This window comes from Stenotrophomonas sp. YJH_SMC_64 (assembly GCF_059371375.1).
Genome location: NZ_JCAFUN010000001.1, coordinates 14,142 through 30,152 on the forward strand (window position 1 = coordinate 14,142; position 16,011 = coordinate 30,152).

Here is a 16,011-nt window from a genome sequence, read left to right on the forward strand (position 1 = left end):
TGCGTGCCGCCAAACATCATGAGGTTGCCGGCCAGCGGCCGGCACTACCGCTACACCTCACCCGGTGTTCTGCACGCCCTGCGAAACACCGTTCACGCACGCAACCAGCGCGCGCAGCAGGTCGTCGTCCTCGCGGCCGCTGGCCCGCCAGCGCTGCAGCAGATCCACCTGCAGCACGCTGATCGGATCGACGTAGGGATTTCGCAGGCGGATCGACAGCGCCAGCCGCGCGTCGTGGTCCAGCAGCGTCTGCTGGTCCATCAACGCCAGCAGCCAGTGCCGGGTCAGGTCCAGCTCGCGCTGCACCTGCGGGAAGAAGCGTTCGTGCAGTTCGCCCGACAGCTTCGAGAACTGCTCGGCGATGGTGATATCGCCCTTGGACAGCACCATCGCGATGTCGTCCAGGAAGGTGCGGAAGAACGGCCAGTCGCGCGCCATCTCGCGCAAGGTACCCTCGTGACCGGCATCCACCGCCGCCTGCAGGCCACTGCCCACGCCATACCAACCGGGAATCACCGCGCGTGCCTGGCTCCAGGCGAATACCCACGGAATCGCACGCAGGTTGCCCAGTGCTGCGTCCTGGCCGAGCCGGCGCGAAGGACGCGAGCCCAGCGTCATCCGTTCGATCACATCGATCGGCGTGGCGGTACGGAAGTAATCCATGAAGCCGGCCTGGCCAACGAACGCGCGATACACCTCGCTGCTGGCCGATGACACTGCATCCATCACCGGTCGCCACTCATCCTCGCGCGGCTCGGCAGCGCGCGGGCGCAGGCTGGCGCGCAGCACCGCGCCGGTGGCCTGTTCCAGCGAGCGCAGCGCCAGCGCGCGGATACCGTACTTGCGATGGATCACCTCGCCCTGCTCGGTCACCCGCAGGCGACCATCGATGCTGCCGCGCGGCGACGCATCGACCGCATGCGTGGTCTTGCCACCGCCGCGACTGATCGAGCCGCCCCGGCCATGGAAGAAGGTCAGTCGGATGCCGGCCTCGGCCGCCACTTCCAGCAGTTCCACCTGTGCACGCTGCAGGCCCCAGCGCGAGGCCGCGATACCGCCGTCCTTGCTGCTGTCCGAATAGCCCAGCATCACCATCTGCACGTCGTCGCGTGCTTCCAGGTGCGCGCGATAGATCGGGTCGGCCAGCAGGTCACGCAGGGTCGCGGTGCCGCGCTTGAGATCATCCACCGTCTCGAACAGCGGTGCGATATCCAGCGGTACTGATCCGTTCTCTTCCACCAGGCCGCCACGGCGTGCCAGCGCCAGCACCGCCAGCACGTCGCTGCGGTCGTGCGCCATCGAGATGATGTAGCTGCCCAGCGCATCGCTGCCATGCCGCGCACGCGCATCGGCCAGCGCGGCGAACACCGCATCCAGCCGCTGGTTGCCTTCGTCGTCGCCGTTGGGCAATGCCGTTTCACCGCTGGCATGCGGGCTCAGCAGCCGCGCACGGCCCGCCGCATCCAGCGCCTGCCAGGCCTTTTCGCCACCCAGCACGGCGGCCAGCGCGCGCGCGTGCACGCTCGACTCCTGGCGCACATCCAACCGCGCCAGGTGGAAGCCGAACGTCTTCACCCGCCACAGCAGGCGCTGCACGGCAAAGCCGCCGGCATGTTCGCCGCGATTGGCGCGCAGGCTGTCGAGGATCAGCTGCAGGTCGTCGATCAGTTCGGCGGGGCCGGCGTAGGCGCCCCCGCCATCGTCCAGCGTCGCCTGCAAGCGTGCGCGCATGCGGTCGTTGAGCAGGCGGTACGGCATATCGGCGTGGCGCGGGCGCGACTGCACCTGCGGCAGCAGCTGCTGGTACTGCGCCACGCGCGCCTGCAGCGCATCGCTCACCCCTACCCGCTCGGTGGACTGGCTGAGCAGGCTGGCCAGCTGCAGCAGTTCCTTCTGGTAGCGCCCGAGCACCGCCTGCCGCTGCGCATCCAGCGTATTGCGGATGGTGTGGGCATCCACGTTCGGGTTGCCGTCCATGTCGCCGCCCACCCACGTGCCGAAGCGCAGCAGGCGCGGAAGCGGCAGTTCTTCGCCGTACGTATCGCGCAGCGCCTGCTGCAGCGATTCGTACAGCACCGGGATCACCCGGTACAGCACCTGCACCAGATAGAAGCCCACATGCTCGCGCTCGTCATCGACGGTCGGCCGCACCGGTGAAGAATCGGTGGTCTGCCACGACGCGGTGAGCGCCATGCGGAAGCGCGCGGCATCGGCGGCAGCCTCACCCGGCGTGCGCTGGCCGTCGAGGTTGTCGACCAGGCTGGCCACCATCAGCTGCTCCTTCTCCAGCAGCGCGCGGCGCACTGCTTCGGTCGGATGCGCGGTGAACACCGGTTCGATGTCGATGCGCGGGAGCCACTGCGCCAGTTCGTCCAGGCCCACGCCCTGCGCCTTCAGGTGCTGCAGTGCATCCTGCAGGCCATCCGGCTGCGCACCCGCGGTACCGGCGCGCTGGTAGTCACGGCGGCGGCGGATGCGATGCACGCGCTCGGCGATGTTGACCACCTGGAAGTAGGTGCTGAACGCCCGCACCATGGTCTCGGCCTGCTGCGGCGTGCGCCCGGCCAGGCCATCGGCCAGCTCCGACAGCGGCGCCTGGTTCTCGCGGCGGGCGATGGCACGGGTACGCACGTCCTCGACGTCATCAAGAAACGCGGCCGACACCTGTTCGACCAGCAGGTCGCCGACCAGTGCGCCAAGCCGGCGCACATCATCGCGAAGCGGAAGATCGGGAGAAGCAAACTCGATGCTGCTGCGGTACTCGTTCATCGGCGACGCACAGGCCTCGGTCAACGGATCCAGGCCCCAAGCCTATCCCAGATCGGGCGTCGTGCTGCGATGCAAAAATGGTTTCATCTGGTAGTGCCGGCCGCTGGCCGGCAACCTCAGGTTGCACGTCTCCATGAGGTTGCCGGCCAGCGCCCGGCACTACCAGGCCCGGTCAGCGCTTCTTCTTCGCCTTGCCCTGCTCGGCCGGGCCGATGGTCTGCTCCAGCCAGCGCTCGCTTTCGGCCAGCATGGTCATGATCGATTCGCGTGCGCGGTAGGCGTGCGATTCGTTCGGCAGCATCACCAGCCGCGCGGTGCCACCCAGGCCCTTCACCGCAGCAAACATGCGCTCGCTCTGGATCGGGAAGGTGCCGGAGTTGTTGTCGTCCACGCCGTGGATGAAGAGGATCGGGTCCTTGATCCTGTCGGCGTAGTTGAACGGCGCCATCTTCTGGTAGACGTCCTGCGCCTGCCAGTAGTTGCGCTCCTCGGCCTGGAAGCCGAACGGCGTGAGTGTGCGGTTGTAGGCGCCGCTGCGCGCGATACCCGCCTTGAACAGGCGCGTATGCGCCAGCAGGTTGGCGGTCATGAACGCACCGTAGGAATGGCCGCCGATGGCGATGTGGTCGCGATCGGTCACGCCACGGCGCACCACTTCATCCACCGCTGCCTGCGCGTTGGCCACCAGCTGTTCGATGTAGGTGTCGTTCGGCTCCTTGTCGCCCTCGCCGATGATCGGCATCGACGGGCTGGCCAGCACCACGTAGCCCTTGGCCAGGAACGCCTGCGGGCCCCAGTAGCTGACCGCGTTGAAGCGGTACGGCGAATCGGTCACCTGGCTGGCCGCGGCTGCGCTCTTGAACTCACCCGGATAGGCCCACATCAGCAGCGGGCGCGGGCCGTCGCGCTTCGGGTCGTAGCCCGGCGGCAGCAGCAGGGTCGCGGTCAGGTCGACGCCATCCTTGCGCTTGTAGCGGATCTGCTCCTTCTGCACGCCCTTCAACTGCGGCAGCGGATGGGCGAAGCGGGTCAGCGCACGCGGCGCAGCACCCGCATCGGCCAGCGACTGCACGTAGAAGTTGGCCGGCTCGTCCGGGCTCTCGCGGCTCAGCAGCAGCGAACTGCCCTGGTTGTCCAGCAATGCCACCGGCAGCGAATAGCTCGGCGCCTGCGAGTGGAACAGGCGGGTTGCCTTGCCCGTGGCGATGTCGAAGCGGTCCACGAACGGACGATCGCCTTACGGCGATGCACCGGCACCGGCCAGATACAGGCTGCTGCCATCGGCGCTGGTCTGCAGCAGCGAGCGCCCGCGGTCGTCGCTGGACAACAGCGGCCGGCCCGGATCGGAATAGCGGTCCTGCCCGTCTCGATCCCACAGCAGGCGCGGCTCGGCACCGGCGTTGTCCGGGGCGATCAACCAGGTCTTGGTCCTGCGGGTCTTCCACCACGATTCGGTCAGCAGGGCCAGGTCACCGCGGCCCCAGCTGATGCCGGCCAGGCGGCTGCCAAGCTGGGCCAGGGTGACCGGCGGTTTGTCGAACGGCGCGGCCTGCATCAGCACCGCATCGCGTACCTTGGCGTCCCTGTTCGGGTCGCCGCCGTCCTGCGCTTCGGCCCAGACCAGGGTGGCGTCGGCATCACCGCGCCAGCGGATGTCGCGCACGCCGGTCACTTCGGCGTCGTTGCCGGTCGGCAGCCCTTCCACCAGCGGGCGCACGGCCACGGTGTGCACCAGCTTGCCGCTGGCACGGTCGATCACTTCGATGCGGCGCGGGAAGCTGTCCACCGGCACCACGTACGAATACGGGCGCTGCACCGGCTGGCGCAGCACGAAGCGGCCATCCGGCGACACCGAGAAGCCCATGAAGATGCCGGCCGCGCCGATCGCGCGGGTACTGCCATCCAAGCTGACTTCCATCGGCTGGGTGGTCGCGTAGTAATCGAACTGGCGCGCATCAGCCTCGTTCTTCAGCAGGTCCTGGTAGGTACGGATCGACACCACGCCGCCGCCCTGGCTGGTCTGCTGCACTGCCGGGCCGGTCGGAATGCCGTCGGCGGCCGGGGCCGCACCGAGGTTGGCCGGGCGGGTGAACACCACCAGTCCGCGGCTGTCCGGCAGCCACTGGTAGCCGCTGCCGATCACCGTGTTCAGGCCGGCAACCAGGCGACGGGCGCGGCCGCCGGCCACGTCCACCAGCCACAGTTCATTGGCGCCACTGCCGGCGTCGACCTGGTTGAAGGCCAGCCACTTCTGGTCCGGCGACCACGTCACACTGGCGATCGACAGCTTGGCCGGCAGGCCGCTGATCTGCCGTTCCTTGCCATCGGCCACGTTCATCAGCCACAGCTTCTCGCCGAAGCTGAAGCGGCTGTCGGAGAACGTGCGCGGGTTGATGCGCAGGCCGGCCAGCTTCAGTTCCGGCTGCGCCACCACCTGGATCGACGGCAGCGACGGCATCTGCATCATCGCGGCCACGTCGCGGCGCGGCGACAGGTACAACGAGGGCGCACGGGGCGCGTCCACCACCGCCTGCAGCGCGGCCGACGGCAGTTCGTAGCCGTTGACGCCCTGGGCCTGTGCGGCCGCGGGCTGCGGCGCTGCCGCCCAGGCCAGTGGGGCCACTGCCAGCAGTCCCATCGACAGGACCAGGCCGGTCCAGCGCCGTGTGCGGCGCGCGTGCATGCTCATCGTTCCACCTGTGTGATACGTGAAAACACCGACCTTAACAGGCCGTGCACGCGGCCCCATCTGCCGATGGTTGGGTCATCCGGATGTCACGCCGGGGCCGCGATATAATGGGGGTTCTCCCCTGCCGAGGGGCGCTGCGACCGGATCCCACGAGGCCCGGCCAGGCTCGGTAAGGTGGCTTTGTAACAACGGCGCCCGGCTAGATGCGAGCATCCGCTCGTCCACAACCGGAGCACACGAATGAACGCTGTTGCCAAGACCTTCTCCACCGAAGGTGACTACAAGATCCGCGATATCACGCTGGCCGACTGGGGCCGCAAGGAACTGGACATCGCCGAGCACGAAATGCCGGGCCTGATGTCGATCCGCCGCAAGTACCAGGCCGAGCTGCCGCTGAAGGGCGTGCGCGTGACCGGCTCGCTGCACATGACCATCCAGACCGCGGTGCTGATCGAGACCCTGAAGGACATCGGCGCCGACGTGCGCTGGGCCTCGTGCAACATCTTCTCGACCCAGGACCACGCCGCTGCCGCCATCGCCGCCACCGGCACCCCGGTGTTCGCCTGGAAGGGCGAGACCCTGGAAGAGTACTGGGACTGCACCCTGGACGCGCTGACCTTCACCCTGGCCGATGGCACCCTGACCGGCCCGGAGCTGGTGGTGGACGACGGCGGCGACGTGACCCTGCTGATCCACAAGGGCTACGAACTGGAAAACGGCAGCGACTGGGTCAACACCCCCTCTGCCTCGCACGAAGAACAGGTCATCAAGAACCTGCTCAAGCGCGTCGCCAAGGAGCGCCCGGGTTACTGGGGCCGCGTGGTCAAGGACTGGAAGGGCGTCTCCGAAGAGACCACCACCGGCGTGCACCGCCTGTACCAGCTGGCCCAGGCCGGCACCCTGCTGATCCCGGCGATCAACGTCAACGACTCGGTCACCAAGAGCAAGTTCGACAACCTGTACGGCTGCCGCGAGTCGCTGGCCGACGGCCTGAAGCGCGCGATGGACGTGATGCTGGCCGGCAAGGTGGCCGTGGTCTGCGGTTACGGCGACGTCGGCAAGGGCTGCGCCGCCTCGCTGCGTGCCTACGGCGCGCGCGTGATCGTCACCGAAATCGACCCGATCTGCGCCCTGCAGGCGGCGATGGAAGGCTATGAAGTCAACACCATCGAATCGACCCTGGGCCGTGCCGACCTGTACGTCACCACCACCGGCAACAAGGACATCATCCGCATCGAGCACCTGAGCGCGATGAAGGACCAGGCCATCGTCTGCAACATCGGCCACTTCGACAACGAGATCCAGGTCGATGCGCTGGTGTCGTTCGCCGGCATCAAGCACGTCAACATCAAGCCGCAGGTGGACAAGTACATCTTCCCGAACGGCAACGCGATCTTCCTGCTGGCCGAAGGCCGCCTGGTGAACCTGGGCTGCGCCACCGGCCACCCGAGCTTCGTGATGTCCAACAGCTTCGCCAACCAGACCCTGGCACAGATCGACCTGTGGGCGAACAAGGACAGCTACGAGAAGAAGGTCTACCTGCTGCCGAAGAAGCTGGACGAGGAAGTGGCCCGCCTGCACCTGGAAAAGATCGGCGTGAAGCTGACCACCCTGAGCCAGGAACAGGCCGACTACATCGGCGTGCCGGTGGAAGGCCCGTTCAAGCCGGACCACTACCGCTACTGATGCCTGCGGGGTGCCGGCCAGCGGCCGGCACTACCTGTGCATGCAACACCACGGAACGGGCGCCTTCGGGCGTCCGTTCTGCGTTTGCGTGTGGTCGTACACCCCGCATCCAGTCCCCACTGGTAGATCCACGCCATGCGTGGATGCTCCGGCAGTAGCTTCGGTCAAGGCAACGCGCCCAGCGCGCGCTACGATGCAGCCATGACCCCGGCCATCAACCTGCTCAAGCGCGAGAAAATCGCCCACACCGTGCGCAGCTACGTGCACGACGCCCACGCCGAATCCTATGGCGGCGAAGCCGTGGACAAGCTCGGCCTCGATCCGGCCCAGGTGTTCAAGACCCTGCTGGCCAGCACCGAGACACACGAACTGCTGGTGGCGATCGTGCCGGTGGCCGGCCAGCTGGACCTGAAGGCACTGGCCGAAGCCGCCGGCTGCAAGAAGTGCGAGATGGCCGCCGCCGATGCCGCGCAGCGCGCGACCGGTTACCTGGTCGGTGGCATCAGCCCGCTCGGGCAGAAGAAGCGCCTGCGCACCTTCCTGGACGCCAGCGCCGAAGCGCTGCCCAGCCTGCATGTCAGCGCCGGTCGCCGTGGCCTGGAAGTGGAACTGGCGCCGGCCGATCTGCTGCGCCTGACAACCGGCAACTACGCTGCCATCGGCAAGTCACGCTGATGCGCTGGCCGTGGTCTGCAGCGCCGATACCCCGGCTCGACGATGCACAGGCCGATGTGCTGCTGCAGGACCTGTTGTCGCGCGACGCAACGCGCATCACCGATGCCGCCCGCGTCGTCGCACGACTGTTCAGTGCCTCATCGTTGGACGCGTTGAGCGCACATGTGGATCTGATCGAACAACGCTGCCAGGGCATCGCGCTTGGCGGCATGCTGATCAGCAACCAGGCGTATCTGAAGGCCGCCCTGCGTCGGCTGCGTTACTGGCGTGCACGCGAGGGTTGCCTGTGCGCGCTCAACCCCGGCTACCCGTTCTTCGATCCCCGTCGCCTGATTGAACAAGGACAGATGCAGCTGCTCTCGGTGGAAGAGGCTGAGGGCTGCTGGGGCGACTGCCACGCCGTTGCCTGCACGCAATGCGGCCAGCATTGGCAGGCCATCGACCGCGAGTACCATTACCCGTGGTGGGAATGGAAAGCTGCCTGAAGGCCAAGCGGCCACGCATGGCGTGGCTCTACTGCGGTCCGCACATTCACGCGATGCGTGGATGACAAATGTTGCTCACGGCCGCCAGTTCGCGTTGTTCTCCCAGAACTCGACGGAACGCCGGTAGGCTTCGCGGTCCAGCGGCACGCCGGATCCGCCCTCGTCCACGCCCAGCGCATTGCGCATCATCGTGATCGGTGCCATCGGTACCTCTTCCGGTTCGGCGGTGTAGATGCAGCCGACGATGCCCCAGTCGGCCTCGATCGGCGAGCCTTCCCTGGCCAGCTGCCCGGCGCTGTACAGGATCACCACCAGGTAGCTCGCACGCGGTGATTCCACGCCCTCGAACCAGCGCACCAGCACCGGTAGTTCCTCGCGGTTGCGCGCTTCGTAACCACTGCGCAGCAGGTGGCGGTTGGCCTCGGTGATCGGTACGGTCAGGCAGCGCGTGCTGGTCCAGTTCTCGTAGACGAACAGCTTGCAGAACGGCGCGTAGCCATCCAGCACCTTCAGCGGCGCATGCGCATTGAGGTGTGCCTCGAACTGCTCGGCGGTGCAGTCCTGGATGGTGTTGCCACGCGGCACGCGCGGGAACAGGCGGGGACGGGCGAAATCGGTGAGGACGATGGACATGGCGCGGGTGTGATCAGGAGTTCTGCTGCACAGGGTAACCGCCCCGGAGGCAGACAGGGCCGGATGCCGATGGTCACTGGCGCCCGCGTCCGGCTTGCAGCACTCTGCGGGCGACCCAATGCAAGGATCGCAGGCTCATGGATGCAGCACGCGCGTTGTCCCGTTCCGCCCGCCGTCGGCGATGGCCGATCGTCCTGGCCACCCTCCTGCTGGCGCCGCCATTGCTGTTCGCCGCCGCACTGCTCTGGCCGCTGTCGGCACCTCCGTTGCCCGAGCCGGGCAACAGCCGCGTGATCGTCAACGCGCGGGTGGTGGACGTGGCGCGCGGCCAGGTCAGCGAACCCACCACCGTGACAGTGCGCCACGGCACCATCACTGCCATTGGGGAAGATCCGCAGGACGCGCGGCTTCCCGTGCTCGACGCCGGCGGCCGCTGGCTGCTGCCCGGTTTCTGGGACATGCACACCCATGCACTGCAATTGTCGCCGCAGCTGCAGTTCCCGCTGATGCTGGCCAACGGCATCACCGGCACCCGCGACATGATGGACTGCCCGCAGACCACCGATCCGCTGATCGCCTGCGTGGCCGACAAGCGCCACTGGACCGCACAGGCCATTGCCGGGCAGCAGGTTGCACCGCGCTTCGTACAGATCGCCAGTTTCTACTTCGAAGATCCGTCACTCACGCCGGAGGCCGCCGCTGCGCGTGCACGGACGTACAGCGCGCGCGGGGTCGACGCGTTGAAGGTCTACAACCGGCTGCGTGCGGACACCTATCAGCGGCTGGCCACCGAGGCGCAGCAGCTGCGCCGTCCGTTGGTCGGCCACCTGCCCAAGGCGGTGCCTCTGGACGACGCGGTGCAGGCGGGCCAGCGCAGCTTCGAGCACGCCCATCTGTTCGTGCGCCACTGCTTCGACAACGCGGCGGCATGGCGGGGTGGCACGCTCGACGGCGAAGACCCGATCGTATTGGCCGAACGCATGGTTGCCAGCTATCAGCCCACGCTCTGCAACAAGGCGTTCGCTTTGATGCAGGCCAGCGGTGCCGCGTTCGTACCGACCCATGTCACCCGCGAAGAAGATGCGCGCGCAAGCGACCCCGCCTTCGTCGACGATCCGCGCCTGGCCTATCTGGACCCGCTTTCACGCTGGGCGTGGCGTGATGACCTGCAGGCCACCGCAGCGCGCTATCCCGGCCGACGCGGCCAAGACGCACTGAAGACCTACTTCGAGCATGGCCTGGCTCTCACCGGTGCGGCCCATCGTGCCGGCGTCACCGTGCTGGTCGGCACCGATACCGGATTGGGCGGCTTCCGCTACCACGATGAACTGCAGTGGCTGCGACAGGCCGGCCTGAGCCAGGCCGACGTGCTGCGCGCAGCTACGCTGCAGGCCGCACGTCATCTGCAACGGCAGGCATCGCATGGAAGCGTCGAGGTCGGCAAAGCCGCAGACCTGGTGCTGCTTGATGGCAACCCGCTGCACGACATCGCCAATACCCGCCGCGTGCATGCCGTGCTGCTGGCCGGCCACCTCTATGACCGCCCGCGGCTGGATGCGCTACAGACTTATGCGCGCAGGCAGGCACGCTCGCCCGCAGTGATGGCACGCCTGCTGTGGGGATTCATCACCAGCCCGGTCAGTGCCGAGCTGTAGCGGCAGCTACAACGCCATCCGCTCGCGCAGTTCACGTGCCTGCCGCCGCGATACCTCCACCTCGCTGCCGTCGTCCAGCGCCAGATCGTAGCCATCTGCAATGTTGGGCGTCACGCCACGAATGCGGCGCAGGTTGACCAGCGTGTTGCGGTTGGCGCGGAAGAACAACTCCGGCGGCAGGCGTGCTTCCAGCGCGCTCAGGCTGCGGGTCAGCAGGGCGTTCTGGTCGCGGAACCACAGTCGCGTGTAGTTGCCATCCACCACCAGCCGACGGATCTCCGAGACCGCGACGAACCAGCAGCGTTCGCCCTCGCGCACGAACACCTGGTCCTGCGCGCCCAGCGTGCTGCGCGGCTCCGGCGTTTCGCCCGCCACCACCTCGCGCTGGCGCGCCCGCTGCAACGCTTCCAGCAAGCGCGGCGCCTCGACCGGCTTCACCAGATAGTCCAGCGCGTTGGCCTGGAAGGCGCGCACTGCGTAGGTGTCGTAGGCAGTAACGAAGACCACCGCCGGCACCGTCTCCAGCCCATCCAGCACATCGAAGCCGCTGCCGGAGGGCATCTGCACATCCAGCAGCACCAGGTCCGGCGCCAGTGTGGCGATCGCCTCGCGTGCAGCGGGCACATCGTCGGCCTCGCCCACGCACTGCACCCAAGGCAGCGCCGACAACAGCGTGCGCAGCTCCTGGCGCGCCAGCCGTGCATCATCAACGATCAACACACGCAGCACGCCACTCATTGCGGAATCTCCAGCAGGGCCTGCATGCGGTCGCCGACCGGCTGCAGCATGAAACTCCCCTGCGTGCCAAGCTGCGCACGCAGGTAGGCAAGGCCGACGCCATGGCCATGGGCAGGCTCGCTGGCGCCGCCCAGCGGATTGTCGACCTGCAGACGCAGCACATCATTGTCCAGCGTGGCACGGATCTGCACCTCACCGCCGCCCGGGCGGCTGGCGATGCCATGCTTGATCGCGTTTTCCACCAGCAGCTGCAGCGCCATCGCCGGCAGTTGTGCCTGCAGGGCGTCGGCATCGATCTGCCGGTTCACCTGCAGGCGCTGTTCGAAGTGGACTGCCTCGATGGCCAGGTAGTCGTCCACTACCGCCAGTTCCTCGGCCAGCGTGACCTGCTCGCTGCGGTTGTGTGCCAGCGCCTGGCGCAGCGTGCGCGACAGGTGGGTGACCATGTCGCGCGCACGCTCCGGGTCTTCCAGGATCAGCGCGCGCAGGTTGTTCAGCGCATTGAACATGAAATGCGGGTTGAGCCGTGCACGCAGTGCATCGCGCTCCAGCGCGCTGCGCTCGGCCTCGGCACGCAGGCGGGCCAGTTCCGCACTGCGTATCCGGCGCAGGCTGTGCAGGCCTGCCCAGAGCGCTGCCCACAGGGCCAGCATCACCGCAGTGGTGTACCAGTAGAGCAGCAGCGCCTTGGGGCTGAAGTCGGCCGTCTGCCGCCCCAGGCTCACCCAGTTCCAGGCCAGCGCCGAGTGCAGCGCGATGTTCACCAGCAGCTGCGCCACTGCCGCGCCCAATGCCACCGACAGCGCCAGCCGCAGCAACAGCCCGGCCGTGCCGCGCGCCCACCACTCGGCACGCAGCGCCAGCGCGCGGATGGCACCGCTGCACCCGAACAGGGCCAACGCCAGGCCCAGCGTGATCAACACGCCTGCGCTTCCGGCATCGCTGAAATAGGCCTGGCGCAGGCCGATTCCGGCAACGCCATAGAGCGCCCACACCAGCGCATTGAGCAGCCAGAAGCGTACCGTCGAGGAGGAATCCGGCATGTCCATTCCGAGGCGTGTTGAAACTCAGTGGTGGTGGTCGAGGAAGGCCTGCACCTGACCGCGCAGCCAGCGCGGATCATCCCACATCAGGAAGTGGAAACCCTGCGCGCTCATCGCGATCTGCACGCCCTGCAGTTTCGCGTACTGCGCCTGGAACACCGCGCGCGTGCTGTCCTCGGTGCCGCCCATCGGCTGGTAGCCGGCCCAGCTGCCCAGCACCAGCGTCGGTGCGGTGATCGAGGCGATGCTGTCACGCAAGTCGGTGGTCATCACCGCATGCATGGCGTCAGCGGTGGTCTGGCGGTCGCTGGCTTCGCCCCAGCGGCCCAGTTCGGCCTGCCGTTGCGGATCGCGGGTCATGCCCGGCAGGCCGGCTTTCAGCTGCGCCTGCCACTGCGCGGCATCGGCGGCGAGCATGCCCTTGCGCAGCTGGTCGGCCATCGGCAGCACGCTGTCTGCGGTGGCGTTCGGGTCACGCGCCGCCGGCAGGAACGGCAATGCGTCGACCACCACCAGCGCACTGACTGCCTTCGGCTCGGCCTGCGCCATCTGCAGCCCCAGCAGGCCGCCAAGACTGTGGCCGATCACCACCACCGGGCCCAGCTGTTGGTCATGCAGGTAGGCAAGCAGCTGCCCGCGCATGGCCGGCAGGAATTCGGCCGGGCGCGGGTCGGCTGGCGCAGCGCCGGCAAAGCCCGGCAGCTGCACCAGATGGCACTGCACGTCCTTCAGCGCCAGGCAGGTCTCGCGCCAGACCTCGGCGCTGCTGTTCAGGCCGGGGATCATCAGCAGCGGACGGCCCTTGCCGACCACCTCGACCTGCACCTTGCCGGTGCCGGTGGCCGCCGCCGCATGCGCCGAGCCGGAACCGAGCACGGCCATCGCCATGCCGATCATCGCCAGCCGGGCCAGGGCCTTCATTGCGTACCAGAGTGCCAGGAAGATCTTCATCGTCTGCTCCTTCATTGGGTGGGTGGTGCCGGGATGGGAGCAGCGTGGGCCTGGCGGAGGCACCCCGGTTGCGATTTCGGAGCAGCGGCCGCACGGCGGGGCGAACGGTCGCGGGCTGGGGACGACGGGCTCTCACGCAATCATCATGCATCCATCTTGATGAAGAGATATACTGTTCCGCACCGACCGCCGCCATCCGCGCCATGACCGCCATCAGCTTCGAGTTCTATCCGCCCAAGACCGACGAACAGCGCAGCCAGCTGGACCGTGCTGCGGCCAAGCTGAAGGACTACGCCCCCGAATACGTGTCGTGTACCTTCGGCGCCGGTGGCTCGACCCTGAGCTATACCTCCGAGACCGTGCGCCACCTCAACCAGCACCATGGGTTCGATGCCGCGCCGCACCTGTCGTGCGTGGGCGGCACCCGCCAGGAGATCCGCGAACTGCTCAAGCTGTACCGCGCCATCGGCTGCCGTCGCCTGGTCGCGCTGCGCGGTGACCTTCCCTCGGGCATGGGCTTCCCCGGCGACATGCGCTACGCCGCCGAGCTGATCGACTTCATCCGCACCGAGCACGGCGATGCGTTCCACATCGAAGTGGGCGCGTATCCGGAAACGCATCCGCAGGCGACCGATGCGCTGGCTGACCTGAAGCACTTCAAGGCCAAGATCGATGCCGGTGCCGATGCGGCGATCACCCAGTACTTCTTCAACCCGGACGCCTACTTCCACTTCGTCGATGAAGTGCGCCGGCTCGGCGTGCAGGTGCCGATCACGCCCGGCATCATGCCGATCGCCAACTTCAGCCAGTTGCGCCGCTTCTCCGAGCAGTGTGGTGCGGAGATTCCGCGCTGGATCGGCCGCAAGATGCAGGCCTACGGCGATGACGCCGAGTCGGTACGTGCATTCGGCACGGAAGTGGTGGCCCGGCTGTGCCAGCGCCTGATCGAAGGCGGCGCGCCCGGCCTGCACTTCTACACCTTGAACCTGGCCAAGCCGACCACCTCGGTGCTGAAGCTGCTGCAGGGCTGAAAGCACGCCATGCGGACCGGATCGGCGCTACCCTGCGAGGATGATCCGGCTTTCCTTCCTGCTGTTGCTGCTGCCGCTATGCGTACTGTCGAGCGTCGCCCACGCACAGTCCACGCGCCTGAACCGCTGCACCGATGCGCAGGGCCAGAGCGTGTATACCGACCGGCCCTGCGACAGCGTGGGTGCACGGTCACGGCTGCCGCCGCCCTCCCCGACCGGCAATACCGCAGCGCGCGACACGCTGGGTGCACGCTGCCCGCGCCGGCTGAGCGAGCTCGTGGACGCATTGCGCAACGGCATCCTCAGCAACGACGTCAATCGGCTGTCTTCACTGTACCTGTGGGGTTCGGTGTCCGACGCGGGCGCGCAGCGCATTCTCGGCCAACTGGAATCGTTGGCGCGGCGGCCGCTGGTGGACGTGGTGCCGGTGTATCCGCGGCAGGACCAGGTCGCAGTGCCGGAGGAGGGTCAGAGCCCTGCTGCGCAGGGGTCCGACCCTGAGCCGCCGGCCGTGCGGCATCCGGTCGGCCTGCGCCTGGAGCAGACCTTGCCGGGCAGCGTGGCGCGCGCTTCGACGGTGCTTGGGCTGCGGCGGCAGTATGGGTGTTTCTGGATCACGCTGTGATCGGGAGGGGTCAGAGCCCTGCTGCGCAGGGATCTGACCCCGCATGCCGGCTCACTCCGGCCACAGCCCGCGAATGGCGGCGATGCCCTGCCCGCCATGGCGACGCGCTTCGGCGACGTGACCGCGGCCCATGCCGCCCAGCGCATAGATCGGCAGTGACACCTGCGCCCGCAGCTCGGCGAACGCGTCCCAGCCCAGCGGCACCGCGTCCGGATGGCTGGCCGTGGCCTGCACCGGGCCCAGCACGGCGAAGTCGCAGCCCAGCTGCTGTGCTGCCTGCAGCTGCTGCAGGTCGTGGCAGGACGCGGCCACCAGCTTGCCCTCGGGCAGCGGGCGCTGCGACAGCTGCAGCAGCTGTTCGCTGCCCAGATGCACACCCACGCCCAATGCGCGTGCCAGTTCGATATCGCGATTGAGCAGCCACTGCACCCCGCTGCGACGATGCGCGCGCACGGCCTGTTCGACCATCGCCTGCCGCTGCGGATGCGCCGTCGGCAACCGCAGCTGGATGCGCTGCTGGCCCGCGGCCACCACGCGCTGCAGCTGTTCATGCCAATCCTGCAAGCCGCCCTCATCATCGGCCGGCGCCGGGGTGATCAGGTAGCTGTCGGGCTGGCGCAGGGCAGCCACCACCGGCAGGTCGGCCGGTGGCATTGAATAGCGGCCCAGCTTGTCCGGCGCCACCCAGGTGATTGCCTGGCCCTCCCGCCCGCGCGGCGTCCCCTTCCAGCTGCGCACATGGCGCACCTCCAGGGTCAGGTGCTTGTCCGGATAGCGCTGCGGCACATCCATCAGCCACTCGCCGACATCGGCCTCGATGCCCAGTTCCTCGCGCAGCTCGCGCACCAGCGCCTGTTCGGAGGTCTCGCCGGATTCGCGTTTGCCGCCGGGAAACTCCCACAGGCCGGCCATGTCGCGGTTCTCGGTACGGCGGTTGAGCAGCACGCGGCCACGGGCGTCGGTGATGACGGCGGCCACGACATGGATCGATCGGGTGGGGGAAGGCATGGGGGGAAGCATGCCCAGAACAG

The 16,011-nt window shown here is 67.9% G+C and carries 12 protein-coding genes, 1 pseudogene and 1 riboswitch; of the genes and pseudogenes, 6 read left to right on the forward strand and 7 right to left on the reverse strand.

The genetic code is table 11. The features are described 5' to 3' along the window. Positions 1-57 precede the first annotated feature (57 nt). Both ppc and AC5P9L_RS00070 read right to left on the reverse strand, forming a co-directional pair. Positions 58-2,769 carry a phosphoenolpyruvate carboxylase gene (gene ppc, locus AC5P9L_RS00065; RefSeq protein WP_262101924.1) on the reverse strand — a complete coding sequence of 904 codons (2,712 nt, stop codon included), beginning with the start codon at positions 2,767-2,769 and terminating at the stop codon, positions 58-60. 172 nt (positions 2,770-2,941) lie between these two features. Further along, a pseudogene (locus AC5P9L_RS00070) lies at positions 2,942-5,458 on the reverse strand (S9 family peptidase). Positions 5,459-5,578: 120 nt separating this feature from the next. Next, positions 5,579-5,662, forward strand: a riboswitch (S-adenosyl-L-homocysteine riboswitch). A 36-nt stretch (positions 5,663-5,698) separates the two neighbouring features. On the opposite strand from AC5P9L_RS00070, the gene ahcY reads away from it, so the two are divergent. From ahcY to AC5P9L_RS00085, 3 genes are all read left to right on the forward strand, one after another. Continuing rightward, on the forward strand, positions 5,699-7,144 hold the full coding sequence (gene ahcY, locus AC5P9L_RS00075) for an adenosylhomocysteinase (protein WP_024957291.1): 1,446 nt from the start codon (positions 5,699-5,701) through the stop codon (positions 7,142-7,144). A 201-nt stretch (positions 7,145-7,345) separates the two neighbouring features. Continuing rightward, a complete protein-coding gene (gene ybaK / locus AC5P9L_RS00080) occupies positions 7,346-7,819 on the forward strand; it encodes a Cys-tRNA(Pro) deacylase (protein ID WP_012479168.1) in 474 nt (157 codons plus the stop codon). Beyond that, a complete protein-coding gene (locus AC5P9L_RS00085; RefSeq protein ID WP_012479167.1) occupies positions 7,819-8,304 on the forward strand; it encodes a hypothetical protein in 486 nt (161 codons plus the stop codon). Before ybaK ends, AC5P9L_RS00085 begins: the two co-directional genes overlap by 1 nt. A gap of 75 nt (positions 8,305-8,379) precedes the next feature. Here the strand turns inward: AC5P9L_RS00085 and AC5P9L_RS00090 are convergent, their stop codons facing one another. Next, complete coding sequence (locus AC5P9L_RS00090) at positions 8,380-8,937, reverse strand: DUF3228 family protein (RefSeq protein WP_049433190.1); 558 nt, start codon at positions 8,935-8,937, stop codon at positions 8,380-8,382. 137 nt (positions 8,938-9,074) lie between these two features. On the opposite strand from AC5P9L_RS00090, the gene AC5P9L_RS00095 reads away from it, so the two are divergent. Continuing rightward, positions 9,075-10,592 carry an amidohydrolase family protein gene (locus AC5P9L_RS00095; protein ID WP_062607800.1) on the forward strand — a complete coding sequence of 506 codons (1,518 nt, stop codon included), beginning with the start codon at positions 9,075-9,077 and terminating at the stop codon, positions 10,590-10,592. 6 nt (positions 10,593-10,598) lie between these two features. Here the strand turns inward: AC5P9L_RS00095 and AC5P9L_RS00100 are convergent, their stop codons facing one another. The 3 genes from AC5P9L_RS00100 to AC5P9L_RS00110 are packed head-to-tail and all read right to left on the reverse strand — an operon-like array spanning position 10,599 to position 13,324. Further along, complete coding sequence (locus AC5P9L_RS00100) at positions 10,599-11,330, reverse strand: LytR/AlgR family response regulator transcription factor (RefSeq protein ID WP_099595953.1); 732 nt, start codon at positions 11,328-11,330, stop codon at positions 10,599-10,601. Continuing rightward, the gene (locus AC5P9L_RS00105; RefSeq protein WP_062607872.1) at positions 11,327-12,373 is read right to left on the reverse strand and encodes a sensor histidine kinase; all 1,047 of its coding nucleotides are present in this window, start codon (positions 12,371-12,373) and stop codon (positions 11,327-11,329) included. The genes AC5P9L_RS00100 and AC5P9L_RS00105 overlap by 4 nt, the downstream gene beginning before the upstream one ends. 24 nt (positions 12,374-12,397) lie before the next feature. Then, on the reverse strand, positions 12,398-13,324 hold the full coding sequence (locus AC5P9L_RS00110; RefSeq protein ID WP_062607804.1) for an alpha/beta fold hydrolase: 927 nt from the start codon (positions 13,322-13,324) through the stop codon (positions 12,398-12,400). A gap of 203 nt (positions 13,325-13,527) precedes the next feature. Between AC5P9L_RS00110 and metF the strand changes: the two genes are divergently transcribed. Both metF and AC5P9L_RS00120 read left to right on the forward strand, forming a co-directional pair. Next, positions 13,528-14,355 (forward strand): methylenetetrahydrofolate reductase [NAD(P)H], encoded by an 828-nt coding sequence (gene metF, locus AC5P9L_RS00115; RefSeq protein WP_033834442.1) that lies wholly within the window; start codon positions 13,528-13,530, stop codon positions 14,353-14,355. 40 nt (positions 14,356-14,395) lie between these two features. Next, on the forward strand, positions 14,396-14,980 hold the full coding sequence (locus AC5P9L_RS00120; protein WP_005408090.1) for a DUF4124 domain-containing protein: 585 nt from the start codon (positions 14,396-14,398) through the stop codon (positions 14,978-14,980). 51 nt (positions 14,981-15,031) lie between these two features. Here the strand turns inward: AC5P9L_RS00120 and AC5P9L_RS00125 are convergent, their stop codons facing one another. After that, positions 15,032-15,988, reverse strand: a complete 957-nt coding sequence (locus AC5P9L_RS00125; protein ID WP_062607806.1) for a Nudix family hydrolase — start codon at positions 15,986-15,988, stop codon at positions 15,032-15,034. Positions 15,989-16,011: the final 23 nt, after the last annotated feature.